At 68.2% G+C, this 15,641-nt stretch carries 16 protein-coding genes and 1 pseudogene; 2 read left to right on the top strand and 15 right to left on the bottom strand.

Annotated features, from left to right (window positions below; all coding sequences use genetic code 11):
- Nucleotides 1-41: 41 nt before the first annotated feature.
- From mmsB to ACTIFJ_RS02655, 6 genes are all read right to left on the bottom strand, one after another.
- Nucleotides 42-929: a 3-hydroxyisobutyrate dehydrogenase gene (gene mmsB / locus ACTIFJ_RS02680; RefSeq protein WP_439532540.1), complete on the bottom strand. Its 888-nt coding sequence runs from the start codon at nucleotides 927-929 to the stop codon at nucleotides 42-44.
- Between the two features lie 9 nt (nucleotides 930-938).
- A complete protein-coding gene (locus ACTIFJ_RS02675; protein WP_439532539.1) occupies nucleotides 939-2,438 on the bottom strand; it encodes a CoA-acylating methylmalonate-semialdehyde dehydrogenase in 1,500 nt (499 codons plus the stop codon).
- A 138-nt stretch (nucleotides 2,439-2,576) separates the two neighbouring features.
- Nucleotides 2,577-2,969, bottom strand: coding sequence for a response regulator (locus tag ACTIFJ_RS02670; protein WP_439532538.1), 393 nt, complete (start codon nucleotides 2,967-2,969; stop codon nucleotides 2,577-2,579).
- 107 nt (nucleotides 2,970-3,076) lie between these two features.
- Nucleotides 3,077-4,096 carry a histidine kinase dimerization/phosphoacceptor domain -containing protein gene (locus ACTIFJ_RS02665; RefSeq protein WP_439532537.1) on the bottom strand — a complete coding sequence of 340 codons (1,020 nt, stop codon included), beginning with the start codon at nucleotides 4,094-4,096 and terminating at the stop codon, nucleotides 3,077-3,079.
- Nucleotides 4,093-4,623 (bottom strand): methanogen output domain 1-containing protein, encoded by a 531-nt coding sequence (locus ACTIFJ_RS02660; RefSeq protein ID WP_439532536.1) that lies wholly within the window; start codon nucleotides 4,621-4,623, stop codon nucleotides 4,093-4,095. The genes ACTIFJ_RS02665 and ACTIFJ_RS02660 overlap by 4 nt, the downstream gene beginning before the upstream one ends.
- Before the next feature lie 77 nt (nucleotides 4,624-4,700).
- Complete coding sequence (locus tag ACTIFJ_RS02655) at nucleotides 4,701-5,489, bottom strand: hypothetical protein (protein ID WP_439532535.1); 789 nt, start codon at nucleotides 5,487-5,489, stop codon at nucleotides 4,701-4,703.
- Between the two features lie 107 nt (nucleotides 5,490-5,596).
- On the opposite strand from ACTIFJ_RS02655, the gene ACTIFJ_RS02650 reads away from it, so the two are divergent.
- Nucleotides 5,597-6,271: a hypothetical protein gene (locus ACTIFJ_RS02650; RefSeq protein ID WP_439532534.1), complete on the top strand. Its 675-nt coding sequence runs from the start codon at nucleotides 5,597-5,599 to the stop codon at nucleotides 6,269-6,271.
- A gap of 17 nt (nucleotides 6,272-6,288) precedes the next feature.
- On the opposite strand, the pseudogene ACTIFJ_RS02645 reads toward ACTIFJ_RS02650, so the two are convergent.
- The 9 genes and pseudogenes from ACTIFJ_RS02645 to gltX form a co-directional block, all read right to left on the bottom strand.
- Nucleotides 6,289-6,399 (bottom strand): annotated as a pseudogene (locus tag ACTIFJ_RS02645) (PEPxxWA-CTERM sorting domain-containing protein); the annotation flags it as partial.
- Between the two features lie 516 nt (nucleotides 6,400-6,915).
- The gene (locus ACTIFJ_RS02640; RefSeq protein WP_439532533.1) at nucleotides 6,916-7,560 is read right to left on the bottom strand and encodes a response regulator; all 645 of its coding nucleotides are present in this window, start codon (nucleotides 7,558-7,560) and stop codon (nucleotides 6,916-6,918) included.
- A gap of 69 nt (nucleotides 7,561-7,629) precedes the next feature.
- Nucleotides 7,630-9,825, bottom strand: a complete 2,196-nt coding sequence (locus tag ACTIFJ_RS02635; RefSeq protein WP_439532532.1) for an ATP-binding protein — start codon at nucleotides 9,823-9,825, stop codon at nucleotides 7,630-7,632.
- 88 nt (nucleotides 9,826-9,913) lie between these two features.
- On the bottom strand, nucleotides 9,914-10,333 hold the full coding sequence (locus tag ACTIFJ_RS02630) for a 6,7-dimethyl-8-ribityllumazine synthase (protein ID WP_439532531.1): 420 nt from the start codon (nucleotides 10,331-10,333) through the stop codon (nucleotides 9,914-9,916).
- A gap of 32 nt (nucleotides 10,334-10,365) precedes the next feature.
- Nucleotides 10,366-11,643, bottom strand: a complete 1,278-nt coding sequence (ribB, locus tag ACTIFJ_RS02625; RefSeq protein ID WP_439532530.1) for a 3,4-dihydroxy-2-butanone-4-phosphate synthase — start codon at nucleotides 11,641-11,643, stop codon at nucleotides 10,366-10,368.
- A 54-nt stretch (nucleotides 11,644-11,697) separates the two neighbouring features.
- Nucleotides 11,698-12,300, bottom strand: coding sequence for a riboflavin synthase (locus ACTIFJ_RS02620; protein ID WP_439532529.1), 603 nt, complete (start codon nucleotides 12,298-12,300; stop codon nucleotides 11,698-11,700).
- Between the two features lie 10 nt (nucleotides 12,301-12,310).
- Nucleotides 12,311-13,243, bottom strand: a complete 933-nt coding sequence (gene ribD, locus ACTIFJ_RS02615) for a bifunctional diaminohydroxyphosphoribosylaminopyrimidine deaminase/5-amino-6-(5-phosphoribosylamino)uracil reductase RibD (protein WP_439532528.1) — start codon at nucleotides 13,241-13,243, stop codon at nucleotides 12,311-12,313.
- Nucleotides 13,240-13,611 (bottom strand): hypothetical protein, encoded by a 372-nt coding sequence (locus ACTIFJ_RS02610; RefSeq protein ID WP_439532527.1) that lies wholly within the window; start codon nucleotides 13,609-13,611, stop codon nucleotides 13,240-13,242. The genes ribD and ACTIFJ_RS02610 overlap by 4 nt, the downstream gene beginning before the upstream one ends.
- Before the next feature lie 93 nt (nucleotides 13,612-13,704).
- Entirely contained in the window at nucleotides 13,705-15,039 is a 1,335-nt protein-coding gene (gene gltX, locus ACTIFJ_RS02605) for a glutamate--tRNA ligase (RefSeq protein WP_439532526.1), read from the bottom strand.
- 146 nt (nucleotides 15,040-15,185) lie between these two features.
- Here gltX and ACTIFJ_RS02600 point away from each other — a divergent pair.
- Nucleotides 15,186-15,641: cytochrome b/b6 domain-containing protein (locus tag ACTIFJ_RS02600; protein ID WP_439532525.1), on the top strand; the 456-nt coding region annotated here is incomplete at its 3' end.

Genomic DNA, 15,641 nt, shown 5'->3' with positions numbered 1-15,641 from the left:
CCGATCAGGGGCGGGCCGTCACCGGCCCGCCCCTTTTGTTTTCAGCTGCGCCAGCTGCCATCGAGCAGCTTGATGATCCCCGAGAAATCGAGCCCCGCGCCGCCCATCCCGGCAAAGAGCTGGTAGAGTGCCTCGGCATTGGCGCCCATCGGCACGCTGGCCCCGGCCGACTGCGCCGCGGCCACCGCCAGCTTCAGGTCCTTCAGCATCAGCGCCGAGGCGAACCCGCCCTGGTAATCGCGGTTGGACGGCGCCGTCGGCACCGGCCCCGGCACCGGGCAATAGCTGGTCATCGACCAGTTCTGCCCGCTGGCCTTCGAGCTGATGTCGAAGAAGGTCTGGGCATCGAGCCCCAGCTTCTGCGCCAGCACGAACGCTTCCGCAGTCGCGATCATCGAGGCGCCGAGCAGCATGTTGTTGCAGATCTTCGCTGCCTGCCCGGCGCCCACGCCGCCGGCATGGAGAATCGCCTTGCCCATCGCGCCGAGCACCGGCTCGGCCCGGGCAAAGGCCTCGGCACTGCCGCCGACCATGAAGGTCAGCGTGCCGCCATTGGCCGCGGCGATCCCGCCCGATACCGGCGCGTCGCACATCACGAAGCCCGCCGCCTCGGCGGCCGCCGCCACCGCCCGCGCGCTGTCGACATCGATCGTCGAGCAGTCCAGCAGCAGCGTGCCGGGCGTCGCCGCGCCGAACACCGAATTCTGATAGACATCGCGAACATGGGTGCCGGCCGGCAGCATCGTCACCACCGCCTCGGCGCCGGTCGCTGCCTCGGCGGCGCTGGTCGCCGCCGTGCAGCCCGCCGTCACCGCGCGTCCCAGCGCGTCGGCGGACAGGTCGAATGCCATCACCTCATGGCCGGCCTTGGCCAGATTGGCGGCCATGCCGCCGCCCATGTTGCCGAGTCCGATGATCCCGATACGCATAGCTCGTCCTTACTTCATCGTCGGGATGACGAAGCTCGAATCGACCACCGCCTCACCCGTCGGCCAGCGCTGCGTCACCGTCTTGATCTTGGTGTAGAAGCGCACGCCCTCCGGGCCATGGACGTTGCTGTCGCCGAACGCCGACCGCTTCCAGCCGCCGAAGGTGTGATAGGCCACCGGCACCGGGATCGGCACATTGATGCCGACCATGCCGACCTCGACATTGGCGGCAAAAGCCCGCGCCGCCGCACCGTTGCGGGTGAAGATCGCCACGCCATTGCCATATTGATGCTCGGACGGCAGCTTCAGCGCCTCGCCGAGCGTCTCGGCGCGAACCATCTGCAGCACCGGCCCGAAGATCTCCTCCTGATAGGACTGGTGGTGCGGCTTGACATGGTCGAACAGGCTCGGCCCGACGAAAAAGCCCTTCTCATGACCCTGCAGCACCAGCCCGCGGCCATCGACCACCAGCTCGGCGCCTTCGGACACGCCCATCTCGATATAGCTCTCGATCTTGGCCTTGTGCGCCGCCGACACCACCGGGCCATAATGCGCGGCCGTATCGTTGGAGACGCCGACCTGCAGCGCCTCGATTGCCGGCACCAGCGCCTCGCGCAGCTTGTTGGCGGTCTCCGCACCCACCGGCACCACCACCGGCAATGCCATGCAGCGCTCGCCGGCCGAGCCGAAGGCCGCGCCCATCAGGTCGGCGATGGTCTGGTCCATGTCGGCATCGGGCATCACCACGCCATGGTTCTTCGCCCCGCCCATCGCTTGGACGCGCTTGCCGGCGGCCGTGCCGCGCGAATAGACATAATGCGCGATGTCGGAGGAGCCGACGAAGCTCACCGCCTTGATCTCGGGCGCATCGAGGATCGCATCTACCGACACCTTGTCGCCGTGGACGACATTGAGCACGCCGGCCGGCAGCCCGGCCTCCATCATCAGCTCGGCCAGCCGCACCGGCACCGAGGGATCGCGCTCGGAAGGCTTCAGAATGAACGAGTTACCGCAGGCGATGCCGACCGCGAACATCCACATCGGGATCATCGCCGGGAAGTTGAACGGGGTGATGCCGGCCACCACGCCGAGCGGCTGGCGCATCGAATAGACATCGATCCCCGGCCCGGCACCCATCGTGTAGTCGCCCTTCAGCAAATGCGGGATGCCGCAGGCGAATTCCACCACCTCGAGTCCGCGCTGGATGTCGCCCTTGCTGTCGGCGACGACCTTGCCATGCTCGGAGGATAGCAGCTCGGCCAGCGCATTCATGTCACGCTCGATCAGCCGCTTGAACTCGAACATCACCCGCGCGCGGCGCTGCGGATTGACCTCGCGCCAGCTGCGCTGCGCCTCGACCGAATTGGCGATGGCCGCCTGCATTTCCTCGACCGTGGCCAGCTGCACCCGCGCCTGTTCCAGCCCGGTGTTCGGGTTGTAGACCGGCGCAAACCGCCCGGATGTCCCGCGCACACTGGCGCCGCCAATGAAATGATCGATGTCGCGCACGTCTCTCTCCCCGCAAATGGCGTTCCGCCAAGCTGCATGGGCTCTTTCATGTCGGGGCGCCGGCCGCAATCCAGCAAAATCGCAACCAAACAGTGCATTTTTGCATTGATGCCGCGCCGTGGCCCTGCATCGGCGGGATCAGTTGGCCATCGGCTCCTGCAACGCCCGCGCCACGGCGGCGAGCAGCGAGGTCGTCGTGAACGGCTTGGTCAGCCAGCCCACCGGCTGCGCTTCCTGGCCCCGCGCCCGTGTCGCCCCGTCCGAATGGGCGCTGGAAAACAGCACGCGCGAGCCGATCGGCCGTAGCTGCAGCGCCGCATCGATGCCGTCCATCGTCCCGGCCAGCCTTATGTCCATCAGGATCAGGTCCGGCCGCTCGGCCTGCACGCGCACCACCGCCTCCTCGCCGGAGACCTCGACGCCGATCACCTCATAGCCCGCATCGGTCAGCGCATCTTCCATCGTCAGCGCGACGAAATATTCGTCCTCGACGATCAGGATGCGTCTTCGCGCCGGGCCGGTGTCAGTCAATGTGACGTCCTCGCCGGTAACGGGCAATTCCGGCGGTTTCGCTCCGGCAGCGAGCGACGCGGATGCAGTGAATGCGGGCATCGTGCGATTGCAACCTCTCAGTATCTTTATCTTGAATCGGGCACCCGCACTACGCAACGCGCACCGGCGTCATAATGGATCGACAACGTTCCGCCAAGCTGCCGCAGCAGCCCCCGCACGAGCCCCAATCCGGAGGCCCGCCGCTGTCCCAGGTCAGAGCTGAACCCCGGGCCATTGTCGGCCACCACCAGCATCAGCGCGCCGGCCTCCGCCTTCAGGCTGGCGCTGATCTGCTGCATGCCGGTCGCCGGATGCCCATATTTCACCGCGTTGGTCAGCAGCTCGTTGAGGATCAGCGCCAGCGACGGCGCCACCCCGATCGGGAGCTGTACTGGGTCGGCCTCCACCTGCAGTTCGATCACGTCCGGTCCCATCCCCGTCACCGCCCTGCCCAGGGCCTCCACGAACGCCGGCGCGCTGACACTGTCGAGATGGTTGGACTGGTAGAGCAGCTGCTGCACGGCGCTGATCGCCCCGAACCGGGTCGCCGCTTCCCGCAGCGCCATCTTCGCCTCGTCGCTGCTCGCCTCGCGCTCGGCGCCATAGAGGATGCCGGACAGCATCTGCATGTTGTTGCTCACCCGGTGCTGCAGTTCGCGCAGCAGCAGCTCGCGCTCGCTGACCGTCTCACGCAGGATCGCCCCGGTCCGCTGATGCGCGCGCACTTCGGCAGTCAGCTCGGCCAGCTTGCGCGCCAGCAGCGCGAATTTCGCCTCGTCCGCCCGGTTCAGCCGCAGCAACACCAGCCGGTCGGCCCCATAGCCCACCACGCTGCCCCGGCACGGGCATTTGCCACCATGGGCAGCGCTCAGCCCGATCGTCCCGACGATCGGCTGGCGAGAGCCCCGGCAGCGTTGCACGAACTGCGCCAGCCGCTGCGGCGACTGCGCCTCGATGGACAGGATCGGCTGGCCCACCACGCCCTCGCCCAGCAGCAGCAGCCCTGCACGGTTGCCATGGACGATGGTCCCGGCCTCATCGACCAGCAGCGCCACCTCGGCCAGGCCCTCGAGCACCGCCGCCGCATCGAGGGCCGATACGCTCAACGCTCGAAATACTCGCGCGCCCGCACCGGCGTCTCCTCGCTCGGCCGCAGATACACGACCACCCGGCATTCGCCGTCGCCCCTGGCGATCGTCCGCTCAAGGTCGATCGCTGCATAGCCGAGGTTCTGCGCTGACACATGGCCAAAGACGTTGGACGTCATCATGCACAGGGACGGCCGGTCGTACACCATTTCGCCGAACGGACACGTCCGGTTGCCGAGCACGATCCGGTCCTCGGTCTCCTCGATGATGTAGAAATCGCCCTGGATCCGCCGCTTCAGGTCGACGAGCACCTCGGCGACCTGCGCCCGGGACAGCCGCTCGACGGCAAAGCCCCGCCGATAGGCGCTATCGATCTGCTCGCCGATCGCCATGCCGACCACGCTGATATAGCCCGAGGCCTCCTGCACGCCGACCACATCCTCCAGCGTCCCGGCCAGCTCACGGATCAGCCCGCGGGCAAATCCGTCCCGTTCGAGCGCAATATCAAGGTCAGAGGCGGCAGCAGCCGGCGCCGGATCAGCCATTTCATGATTCCAGAATGAAAGGAGGCAGTCTTCTTAGGAAATCACCGATGCCAACGCAAATGCGCCGCAAGTGACAGTCAGAACCGGCGATGGTCCTCGCCGTCGATGACATCGCACTGCCCCCGGAACGCATAGGGCTCCAGGCCGAGGATGGTGATCCGCCCGGCCCGCCGGTCGACCGAAACCTTCGGCTTGTTCAGCCCGTTCAGCCGGTAGCTGGCAGTGATCTTGTCCGGTAGCGCGACGACGTCGTTCAGCGCCCACCAGCCGTAATTGCCGCCCGAATGCAGCGGCGGCACCAGCGATTTCGGCAGCCGGATTCGCCCGCCACTCTCCCACAGCTGCACGGTCACCGAGGCGTCGAACGCCTGCGGGCTCATCTCCATCCGCGTGCCCATGTCATAGCGGTCGGTGTCCCAGTTCCAGGTCCAGCCCGGCCGGTTGGCGAACGATGGCTTCTGCCCCTCGCCGAAGCAGACCAGCCCCAGCTCGACCGGCCGCCCGTCGACGGTATAGCGCGGTCCGTTCGGCCCATCGCCGGCCGCGCCGCTTCCGCTCTGGGCCGTCGCCGCCGCCCCGCCGCCCTGGCAGTCCGCCACGGGCGCCTCGACGATCGACTGGTAGCGCCCGTCGGCGGTGGTGATCGACACGCAGCGGCCATAGGTCGCATCGAACCAGAAGCTCCATTTCCGGTCGTCGCCTTCCTGCGTCCGCACGAACCGGTAGCCGCGCCGCCCCAGCTCATCCTCGGCCTGTCCGGCGCGGGCGCCGACCATGTCCTTCAGCCCTGCCGGCGTCTCCTGCGCCACCACCGGCGCCTGAGAGACCATCGCCATCGCCACCATGCCCGTCCGCATCAAGTACATCGTCAGCTCCATTTTCAATATTCAGTAAATAATTCTGTCAAATCAGGGGGTCCACCCGTTGTTCCTGCCCTCTTGGCCACCTGCGGCAAAAAGCGTACCCCTCCCTCATGGACCTGCTGAAACTGCTGCAATCCTTCGAGGACCTGCTGTTCGAGCTGTTGTCCTGGATCATATATTATCCGCTCACCCTGTGGCGTGTCATCACCCGCCCGCTCAAAATGATCCGATATTCGAACCATGAGCAAACCGAATCAGCCAAGGAGCGGTACACCGACACGCTCAGCCCCCCCCTATTCCTGCTGATCACCATCGCGCTGATGCATCTCATCGAGCTTGCCACCGGCGGCCCCGGCATCGCCCGCAACACCGCCATCGCCCGCGCCATCACCGCGTCGGACGAGAATCTCATCGTCGCCCGCTCGGTGCTGTTCGCGCTGCTGCCGCTGTTCGCCGCCTGGCGCCATGTCGTCGCCAGCGGCCATCCGGTGGAGCGCAAATATCTCCGCCCGGTTTTCTACGGCCAATGCTACCTCGCCGCCGTCTATACGCTGATGATCGCCCTCGCCATCACCTTCGGCCGCGAGCCTGTCATCGGCTTCAAGGGCGGCGCGGAGGCCTTCGCCTTCCTCGCCACCCTCTGGTATCTGGTCGTCCAGACCCGCCAGTTCCGCCTCAGCCTCGGCATCACCACGCTGCGCGCCGCCGGCCTCGCCATCCGCGCCTATGTGGAGGCGGTGATCACCTTCATCCTCGCAGCCCTGGCCATCGCCGGCGCGCTCTAGTCCCGGTCACCTGCAGGTCAGGCGCGCACGAGCCCTGCCCCGCGCCGCCGCATCGCCGCCCCCACCATCCCGAACCCGCCGATCAACATCGCCCAGGTCGCCGGCTCCGGCACGGCGGCTGCCGCTTCCGGCGTCCCCGAGATATAGAGGTTGGCCCGCGTATTGGGGTCCGCCACCATCCCCACCTTCAAGAACCCGCCTGCAGGAAAGACATTCCGCCGCTGGAAGACATCTCCGTTCACCGCATGGCGGATGCTCAGTACCAGCGAATCGCCGGTCGGCGTCGCGCGAAACATCGCCCGCTCGCAGACATATTGGACATAGCCGGTCACGCAGTAGATCATCGCGCTGGCGTCGATATCGGTGTCATGGGTGACGAACCCGGGGGTCTCGAATGCGAACAGCCCCTCATCGGCATTGAATACATAGGACAACATTGCCTGCGCGGGCTGCGCGGCCATCGCCGTTGAGGCCATCGCCACCCCGATGGCCAGTCTTTTCATCATCGTGCATCCCTTGATCGGCATTATCGGAAAGCCCCTTCGCGCCCCGGCCTCCGGCAGCAGGCCGGCGGCGTCGGTCCGGCCAGCCCTACCGTGATTGCCGCAGCGCACATCCCCCTGAATCGGGGGACAAGGGGGGCCTCAGACCAGCCCGCGCTTCGCCGCCTCCAGCGCCGCCTCGGCGCGGTTGTTTACATCGAGCTTGCGGTAGATCGCCTTGATGTAGCCCGCCGTCGTCTGGGCGCTGATCCCCAACATCCCGGCCGCCTCGGCGGCCGTCAGCCCCCGCCCGATCAGCCGCAGCACGTCCACCTCGCGCGGCGACAGCGCCACGGCGCTGTCCACGGCGAAGAAGCCGGCATGGCGGCGGAAATGCTCGAGGATGCGTCGCGAGATGCTCGGCGTCATCGCCACCTCGCCGCGCCCCAGCCCGCGCAGCCGGGCTTCGATCGCCTCGCCTTCCTCATCCTTGAGCAGATAGCCGGTCGCCCCGGCCGCCAGCGCCGCGAGGACATTGGCATCGTCGTCGTAGAGCGTCGAAACCACGATCCGCGCGCCGGGCAGCGCCTGGCCGATCCGCCGGATCAGCTCGATGCCGGAACCGTCCGGCAGCCCGAGGTCGATCAGGCAGAGAAAGTCCCCGTCCGCCGGCTGGCCGGCCAGCCATGCCAGCCCGGCGCGCAGCGAGCCGCAGCAGGCCACCGGCGCGTCGGGATACAGGCGCTGCACCAGCGCCTCCAGCCAGGCCCGCGTCGGTGGGATATCCTCGACAATCAGAACCGACATCATCGCCGCCGCGCCCCGGGGGCATCGGGGATCCCGGCTGTCGGGGTCATCGCGGTCATGGCCTGATTGCTATCCCCATTGCCGACGGCCCGCTTCCCCCAATTTTGGGGGCGGCTCCAGCGGCACCCGCACCAGGATCCGTGTGCCGTGGCCGCTGTCCAGCGCAATCTCGCCGCCCACCTCGCCGATCCGCTTGCGCATGTTGGCCAGCCCGCGTCCCCCCGCTTGCTCGCCTCCCTGTGCTCGCGCCTCGGCCTGCGCCCCCGCCAGCCCGATCCCGTCATCGCCGAAGGTCATGCACAGCATCGGTGCCCCCGCCTCCTGCCTCACCTCGATGGCCACCGCGACGCGCCCCGCCTCGGCATGGCGCAGCACATTGGTGATCGCCTCGCGCAGCGTCGCCTCCACGGCGCGGAACACCGAATAGCGCAGCTGGTGGTCGGCCGTCGGCGCCGCCGTCGGCCAGTCGAGCACGATCCCCGCCGCCGCCAGCCGGTCGCCGGCATCGATCCGGCAGGTGGCGATCACCTCGGAGAGCAGCCGCCCGCCGCCGCGCAGCCCGGCCAGCAGCTGCCGCATCTCGCCGATGGCGCCGCGCACGTCGCGCTGCGCCTCGTCGAGCGCGCTGCGGTGCAGGCTGGTCACCAGCCGCCCGCCGACATCGTCGTGCAGGTCGCGAGCGATCCGCTCGCGCTCCTCGTCCATGCCCCGGTCATAGGCCTGCCGCGCCGCATCGGTCTGCGCGCACAGATGGCCCAGCGCATCGACCAGTGCCACGTCGCCGCGCCGGAACAGGCTGCGGCCCTGGTCGGCGGCATAGAGCCTCAGCGCCCCGCCGAACGGCGGCGCCCCCACCAGCATCGACACCCCGGCCTCCTCCAGCCGCGCCGGCCCGGCATGCGCCACCGGCAGGATGGACAAGGGCCGGAACCAGCGCTCCAGCGCCCGCGTCCAGCGGTCGAAGCGCTCGGCATCGGTGGCGCCCAGCGCAATCTCGCCGCTCTGCGCCAGCAGCGCCGCCCCGTCGCGGCGGCCGCGGGTGAAGAACCGCTCGATCAGCGCCTGCCGCATGACGATCCACAGCGCCGCGCCGAGCACGATGGCAATGGTCGTCGCGGTGTCCGGCGCCAGCCGTGCGGCCATCACCAGCACCAGGTCGACGCCGATGATCAGGAACAGGGACAGCGCCGACGCCAGCAGCCGCCAGGCCCAGCGGTCGAGGTCGAGCATCCAGCCGCGGGTGACGCCGATGGCGATCGCCCCGAACGGCGGCAGCATCAGCACGAACGCCAGCGGATCGGCCCATGTCGCCGAGGCCCCCACCAACGGCGGCAGATAGGTGATCAGCACGAACAGCGCCAGGCTGGCCACCGTCGCGCTGCCGACCAACCGCAACGCCGCCCGGCCGAGCGGGTTGCCGCGAGACCGCCGCCACTGCACCGCCACCAGCGCGACGATGGCCAGGAAGTCCGCGAACACCAGAACCCCCATACCGGCATAGTCGAGCCAGCCGCGCTGGCCGGCCACCAGCACCAGCAGCCCCACTCCGGCCAGCCCGGCCAGCCCCGCGCGCCGCCCCCCGGCGCTGCCCAAAGGCTGGGGAAACCAGGCGAAGAATCCGATCAGCCCCGCCCCGAAGGCATGGGCGCCGACCCAGTTGGTCGTCACCAGCGCCCGCCACAGCCGGCCGCCGACGATCATCTCGCCATTCTGCAGCACGGCGAACGGCAGCGCGGCGATGCACAGCGCCATCCCCGCCAGGGCAATGGCCCGCGCCGCCGGGTCGCGCGGCCGCAGCACCAGCACCCACAGCGCGGTCAGCGCGCCGGCCAGCCCGGCCAGCGCCGCCGTCCAGAACGGCCAGCCCAGCGGCGTCGGCGTGCGGTCGCGCAGCAGGAACACCGGCCGGCCGTCGGCGTCGCGCAGCCGGAAGCCCAGCGGGCCGGTCTCGGCCATGGCGGCAAGCCGGTCCTGGCTGGCCAGCGCATCGGCGGTGATCAGCCGCTCGCCGCGGCGCACGGCGTCGACGCGGCCGGTCGGCACAATCTCGCCGCCGGTCGCCGGCGCGCCGATGGCGATCACTTGCAGCGGAACGCGGAGGTCGTCGCGCCCCGCCACCTGGTCGATGAACAGCGGGCCCGCGGCCTCGGACCGGAATGACAGGCCATGGCTCGGCAGCCGGCGCGCCAGCTGCGCGGTGCCGACCAGCAGCAGCACCAGCGTCAGCAGGCCCACCACAAAGGCGATCGTCGGTCGACCGGTCACACCCACCCCCTGCTCGGACACATCGGTGGCGCGCCGTCGCGCCCACCACCCGAACCTCGCCGCCGGCCCCCGCCGGCGGCTGCAGGTCTCAGCCGAGCGTCTCGCGCAGCGCGATCATCGCCAGCGCTGCCGTTGCCGCCTCGCCGCCCTTGTCCTTCTCGCTGCGGCGCGCCCGCGCCCAGGCCTGCGCCTCGTTTTCCACGGTCAGGATGCCGTTGCCGATCGCCATCCCGTCGAGGGACAGCGCCATCAGCCCGCGCGCGCTTTCGCCGGCGACCACCTCGAAATGGTAGGTCTCGCCGCGGATCACGCAGCCCAGCGCCACATAGCCGTCGAAGCGCTCGGTCTCGTGCGCCAGCGAGATGGCGGCGGGAATTTCCAGTGCGCCCGGCACGCTGATCCGCTCATGGCTGGCGCCGGCGGCCTTGAGCACGGCGACCGCGCCTTCGAGCTGGGCATCGGCAATCTCGGTATAGAAACGGGCTTCAACGATCAGAATATGGGTCATGGCGAAGCCTCGTTCTGCGGATGCGGGAAAGGTCAGGCCTGCCCATAGGCCGGGATTGCCTGTTCGCCAATCACCCGCAGCCCATAGCCGTTGAGCCCAACAAGATTGCGGTGGGTGTTGGAAAGCAGGATCATGTCGGACACGCCAAGATCGACGAGGATCTGGGCGCCGATCCCATAGTCGCGCAGGTCCATCGGCTCGCCGCGCGCCCCGGCCTGCATCCGCCGCGAGATGGCATCGACGCCGCCGTCGCGGATGATGACGATGATCCCGGCGCCCGCATCGGCAATCGCCTGCATCGAGCGCTGCAACTGCCCGGCCCGGTCATTGGCCTCCAGGAACAGGTCGGAGAAAATCGACATCGCATGGACGCGCACCAGCGTCGGCGTGCCCGGCTCGATATGGCCCTTCTGCAGCACCACATGCTCGGCATATTCGGCGGTGTTGACATAGGTCCGCGCCGTCCAGCGCCCGCCGATATGACTCTCGATGTCGACCTCGGCGATGCACTTCACCAGCCGGTCATGGGCATGGCGGTAGGCGATCAGGTCGCGGATGGTGCCGATCTTCATGCCGTGGCGCCGCGCGAACAGGATCAGGTCGGGCAGCCGCGCCATGGTGCCGTCGTCGTTCATGATCTCGCAGATCACGCCGGACGGGTTGAGCCCGGCGAGGCGCGAGACATCGACCGCAGCCTCGGTATGGCCGGCGCGGACCAGCACGCCGCCGTCGCGCGCCACCAATGGGAAGACATGGCCGGGCGACACGATTTCCTCGGCGCCCTTGGAGCCGTCGATGGCGACCGCGATCGTCCGCGCCCGGTCGGCGGCGGAAATCCCGGTGGTGACGCCATCCTTTGCCTCGATCGACACGGTGAACGCCGTCGCATGGCGGGTGCCATTGTGCTGCGCCATCAGCGGCAGGCCGAGCTGCTTCACCCGCGCCGAGGACAGCGACAGGCAGATCAGCCCGCGCCCGTGCCGGGCCATGAAGTTGACCGCATCGGGCGTCGCCATTTGCGCCGGGATCACCAGGTCGCCCTCATTCTCGCGGTCCTCGTCGTCAACGAGGATGAACATCCGGCCGTTGCGCGCCTCGTCGATGATCTCCTCGATCGGCGACAGCGCCGGCCCCTGGTCGCGGCTGTCGAGATAGTCCTCGAGCTTGCGCAGCGTCTCGGCCGTCGGGTTCCAGTCATGGTCATCGAGGGCGCGCAGCGAATTGGCGTGCAGCCCCGCCGCCCGCGCCAGCCCCGAGCGGGTTTCCTCCCCCGTCGCCACCAATGTCCGTACCCGTTCGATCAAGGTCATCACGTCGTCTCACATCAGAATGTGATCCGCATCTCGCCTCGTCACATTAAAATGTCAATCGACCAGCTGTCGCATCCGTGCCAGATAGCGCGCCAGCACATCGATCTCGATGTTCAGCTCGTCGCCGACCGCCTTGGCACCAAAGGTCGTCCATTGCCCGGTGTGCGGGATGACATTGATGAAAAACACAGTTCCTTCAATGGCATCCACCACATCATTGACCGTCAGCGACACCCCGTCGAGCGCCACCGACCCCTTGGGCGCAATGAACGGCGCGATGCTGGCTGGCACCCGGATGCCGAATCGGGTGCTCGCCCCTTCCGCCGACTTATCGGTGATCACCCCCACCGCATCGACATGGCCGGTGACGATATGACCGCCCAATTCATCGCCTACTTTCAATGCCCTTTCGAGATTCAGCTGGCGGCCGACCACCCATTGGCCTTTGGCGGTGTGCCGCAAGGTCTCGGCCGACACATCGACGCGGAAGCGGCCGGGGGCTTTTTCCACGACGGTCAGGCAGACGCCGGAGCAGGCGATGGAGGCGCCGACCGCCACGCTATCCATGTCGTAAGCGGTTGAAATTTCGATATGAAGATCGCCGCGATCGGTGATGGCGGTGATCTCGCCGATGTCGGTAATGATGCCGGTGACCATGCGGACTGCCCTAGCGGTTGCGGGTGAAGGTCTCAAGCCGATCCGGCCCCAGGTCGATGATCCGGCCCGGTATCCAGCGGTCATGCGGAATCGTCGTTAGCCCGAGCGAAATTCCCCTGCCGCCCATCAGGATCGGCGCCCGATAGATTAGCAGCCGGTCGACCATGTCGGCCGCCAACAGGCTCGCCGCCACCCCGGCGCCGCCTTCGACGAGAATCGAATGGGCCGAGGATTGTGCCAGTTTTTCAAGGCTTTCGAAGTGCGCCCAGCCATCAGGCGCCGGGCCCTTGCCGAGCAGGGCCGGCGTCGGATGCCGGTCGAGGCCGGGAATGCGGACATCGAGTCGGGGTTGGTCGGCGGCGAGCGTGCCGCTGCCGACGAGGACCATATCGGCCCTTGCCCGCTCGATATGGGCATGAATTCGGGCGCGTTTTCCGGTGATCCACTGGCTGGTGCCGTTGGCCAGCGCCAGGCTGCCATCGAGGCTCATCGCCAGCTTGAGGATGATGTGCGGCCGACTGGCCATGAAGCCCGGCATCAGAGCTCGCGCTTCGGCCGCGCGCACGCCGGAAATCACCGTAATTCCAGCTGCTTGCATCCGCGCCATGCCGGCGCCATTGGTTCGCGGATCGGGGTCCTGGCAGGCGATCACCACGGTGCCGACCCCGGCTTCGATCAGCGCATCGGTACAGGCCGGCCCCCGGGGGCTTTGATGGGCGCAGGGTTCGAGGGTGACATAGGCGGTGGCGCCTTGGGCATTAATGCCTTGAAGGGCCATGGCTTCGGCGTGGGGGCGGCCGCCGGGCTGGGTGTGGCCGCGACCTATCACCTTGTTATTTTGGATGATTATGCAGCCGACCGGGGGGTTGGGGTGGGTGCTGCCGACGGCGCGGCTGGCGAGCGCGAGGGCGGCGCCCATCCAGCGGGCATGATCGCTGCTCACATCACCGGCGGTTCGGCGGGGACATAGGGGATTTCCTTGCGGGCGCCGCCGCCATCGACATAGGCATCATATTGCGCCTGGGCATCGATCCGGGCCTGGCCCGACAGGGTGGCGATATAGGCGCGGGCTTCCGCAAGCTTTTGTTCTCGGGCCCTTATTGTCGCCTGGGTGTCGGCGATGGCATCTTCCCTCGTGCGGGTTTCCGGCCAGCTTTCGGCGTAGATCAGCTTGGGATCGGGGCCGAGATAGCCAGTCTTGTGCTCGGTGAGGAAGCCATAGATGACCAGTGCGGTGATGGCGATCGAGGCGCCGCCGACCTTGAGGTAGCGGCTGCGTCGATCGGCAGCGGAGGGGTTCAGAAAGGACATGATTTGATCCTATATCGGCACGCGGCGGGACGCCAGCGGTGCGGCGACGGCGCATTTCGGACACGAATCGGACAGTTTTGGACAGGCTTTTCCCTACGACTTCCGGTCAATTGTTGACAGGCGGTCAAGCGCCGCATCGCGGCCGATCAGCGGCAGCAGCGCCGCCATTTCCGGGCCATGATCGAGCCCGGTCAGCGCCCGCCTGAGCGGCAGAAACAGCGGCTTGCCCTTTCGGCCGGTGAGCGGCTTCAAAGCGGCGATCCAACGGCTCCAGATCTCTGCATCCCAGTCCAGCCCGGCCAGGGTCGTTCGGGCAGTTTCGAAATACTCCTGGTCATCGGCATCACATTGCAATGTGATGGGGCCGGCGATGACCTGCTGCCAGATGTCCACGTCCGACACGCGCAAAATATTGCCCTGGACAGCGTGCCAGAGGGCAGGGGTGGCGTTCGGCAGGCGGTCGGCGACCGTGTCCCAGGGCAGGATGTGGAGGATGCGCTGGCTGAGGCTGGCGAGATCGTCGGAATCGAAACGGGCCGGGGCGCGGCCGAAATCTCCGAGGTCGAAGCTCTCGACCAGCGCGTCGAGGCTGGCGACCGGCTCGACTGGCCGCGAGGTGCCGAGGCGGGCGAGCAGCGCGGCGACGGCCAGGGGCTCGATGCCGTCCGCCTGCCAGTCGCCGACGCCGGCCGAGCCGATCCGCTTCGACAGCGCCGCGTCGGCGCCGGTGAGCAGCGCCAGATGGGCGAGGCGCGGTGGCGCAGCGCCCAGTGCTGCGAACATCTGCAACTGCACCGCCGAATTGGTGACATGATCCTCGCCGCGGACGATGTCGGTAACGCCCATGTCCCGGTCGTCGATGACCGAGGGCAGCATATAAAGCCAGCTGCCATCGGCGCGGCGGATGACCGGATCCGACAATTGGGCCGGATCGAAACGACAGGGGCCGCGGACGCCGTCCTTCCATTCGATCGGGCTCTGATGATCGAGCCGGAACCGCCAGTGCGGGGCGCGGCCCTCGGCGGCGAATTGCTCATGGTCCGCCTCGGTCAACGCCAGCGCGGCGCGGTCATACAGCGGCGGCAGGCCGCGCGCCTGCTGGACCCGGCGCTTGAGTTCGAGCTCCTCGGGCGTCTCATAGGCGCGGTAGGCGCGGCCCTCGGCGGCAAGGCCGGCAAGCACGGCCTCGTAGCGGTCGAACCGGTCCGACTGGCGGGCCTCGCCGTCCGGGACCAGCCCGAGCCAGGCAAGATCGTCCCGGATCGCCCCGGCAGCGGCCTCGCTGGAACGGGCAATGTCGGTGTCGTCGAGCCGCAACAGGAATCGGCCGCCCGCCTTCCTGGCCAGCAGCCAGTTGACCAGCGCGGTGCGGACATTGCCGGCATGGAGCCGGCCGGTCGGGCTGGGGGCAAACCTGGTGACGATCATCGGCCGGGCTTAGCCGGGATGGGCGCGGGGGAGAAGGGGGCCGTCTGACAGGCCCGCGACAGGTTCAGGCGCGATGGTCCCGAGAGCGGCGAATTTTCGCCGACGCGGGCCTGCAGCCATCCGGCAGGATATAAAGGCTCCGGTTGATGCAACCGATGAAGCAATTGCGGCTCTGGCATGTGGTAACCGCCGTGCTGGCGACGGCGACTTACCTGACCGACGACCTCGAACCAATCCATCAGCTGCTCGGCTATACTGTGGTGGCGCTGATCGTCGTGCGGCTGCTGATGGCGCTGCTGGGCGCGCGACCGCTTGGACTGCAGCGCTATTATCCGCAGTTCCGCGACCTGAAGCTGGGGACGATCGCAACCCATCCGGCGATCAGCCGCGTGCTGCTGCTGGGCATCGGGCTGTGCCTGGTTGGCGTGGCGACGACGGGCGTGCTGATGGACGGGGGCACGACGTTGCAGGCGGTGCCGGCGGCGGTGTCGGGGCTTGCGGTGCCTGTCACCGGCGGGGACGCGGCTGTTATTGCCGGGGCCGGTGGGCGACACCGCGACGGCGACCGGCACGGCGAGGACGAGGAGGGGCTGGTGGGCGAG

The organism is Polymorphobacter sp. (assembly GCF_051860865.1).
Classification (GTDB): Bacteria; Pseudomonadota; Alphaproteobacteria; order Sphingomonadales; family Sphingomonadaceae; genus Sandarakinorhabdus.
Note: the sequence above shows the minus strand (reverse complement) of the source record. Positions and strands in the feature narration are given on the sequence as shown.

Excerpts from the sequence above, each read along its gene's own strand:
- ACTIFJ_RS02640 (WP_439532533.1), bottom strand. The coding sequence starts at position 7,560 with ATGTCGGTTCTGATTGTCGAGGATATCCCACCGACGCGGGCCTGGCTG.
- ACTIFJ_RS02620 (WP_439532529.1), bottom strand. The coding sequence starts at position 12,300 with ATGGTCACCGGCATCATTACCGACATCGGCGAGATCACCGCCATCACC.
- mmsB (WP_439532540.1), bottom strand. The coding sequence starts at position 929 with ATGCGTATCGGGATCATCGGACTCGGCAACATGGGCGGCGGCATGGCC.
- gltX (WP_439532526.1), bottom strand. The coding sequence starts at position 15,039 with ATGATCGTCACCAGGTTTGCCCCCAGCCCGACCGGCCGGCTCCATGCC.
- ACTIFJ_RS02610 (WP_439532527.1), bottom strand. The coding sequence starts at position 13,611 with ATGTCCTTTCTGAACCCCTCCGCTGCCGATCGACGCAGCCGCTACCTC.
- ACTIFJ_RS02655 (WP_439532535.1), bottom strand. The coding sequence starts at position 5,489 with ATGTACTTGATGCGGACGGGCATGGTGGCGATGGCGATGGTCTCTCAG.
- ribB (WP_439532530.1), bottom strand. The coding sequence starts at position 11,643 with ATGACCTTGATCGAACGGGTACGGACATTGGTGGCGACGGGGGAGGAA.
- ACTIFJ_RS02630 (WP_439532531.1), bottom strand. The coding sequence starts at position 10,333 with ATGACCCATATTCTGATCGTTGAAGCCCGTTTCTATACCGAGATTGCC.
- ACTIFJ_RS02660 (WP_439532536.1), bottom strand. The coding sequence starts at position 4,623 with ATGGCTGATCCGGCGCCGGCTGCTGCCGCCTCTGACCTTGATATTGCG.
- ACTIFJ_RS02650 (WP_439532534.1), top strand. The coding sequence starts at position 5,597 with ATGGACCTGCTGAAACTGCTGCAATCCTTCGAGGACCTGCTGTTCGAG.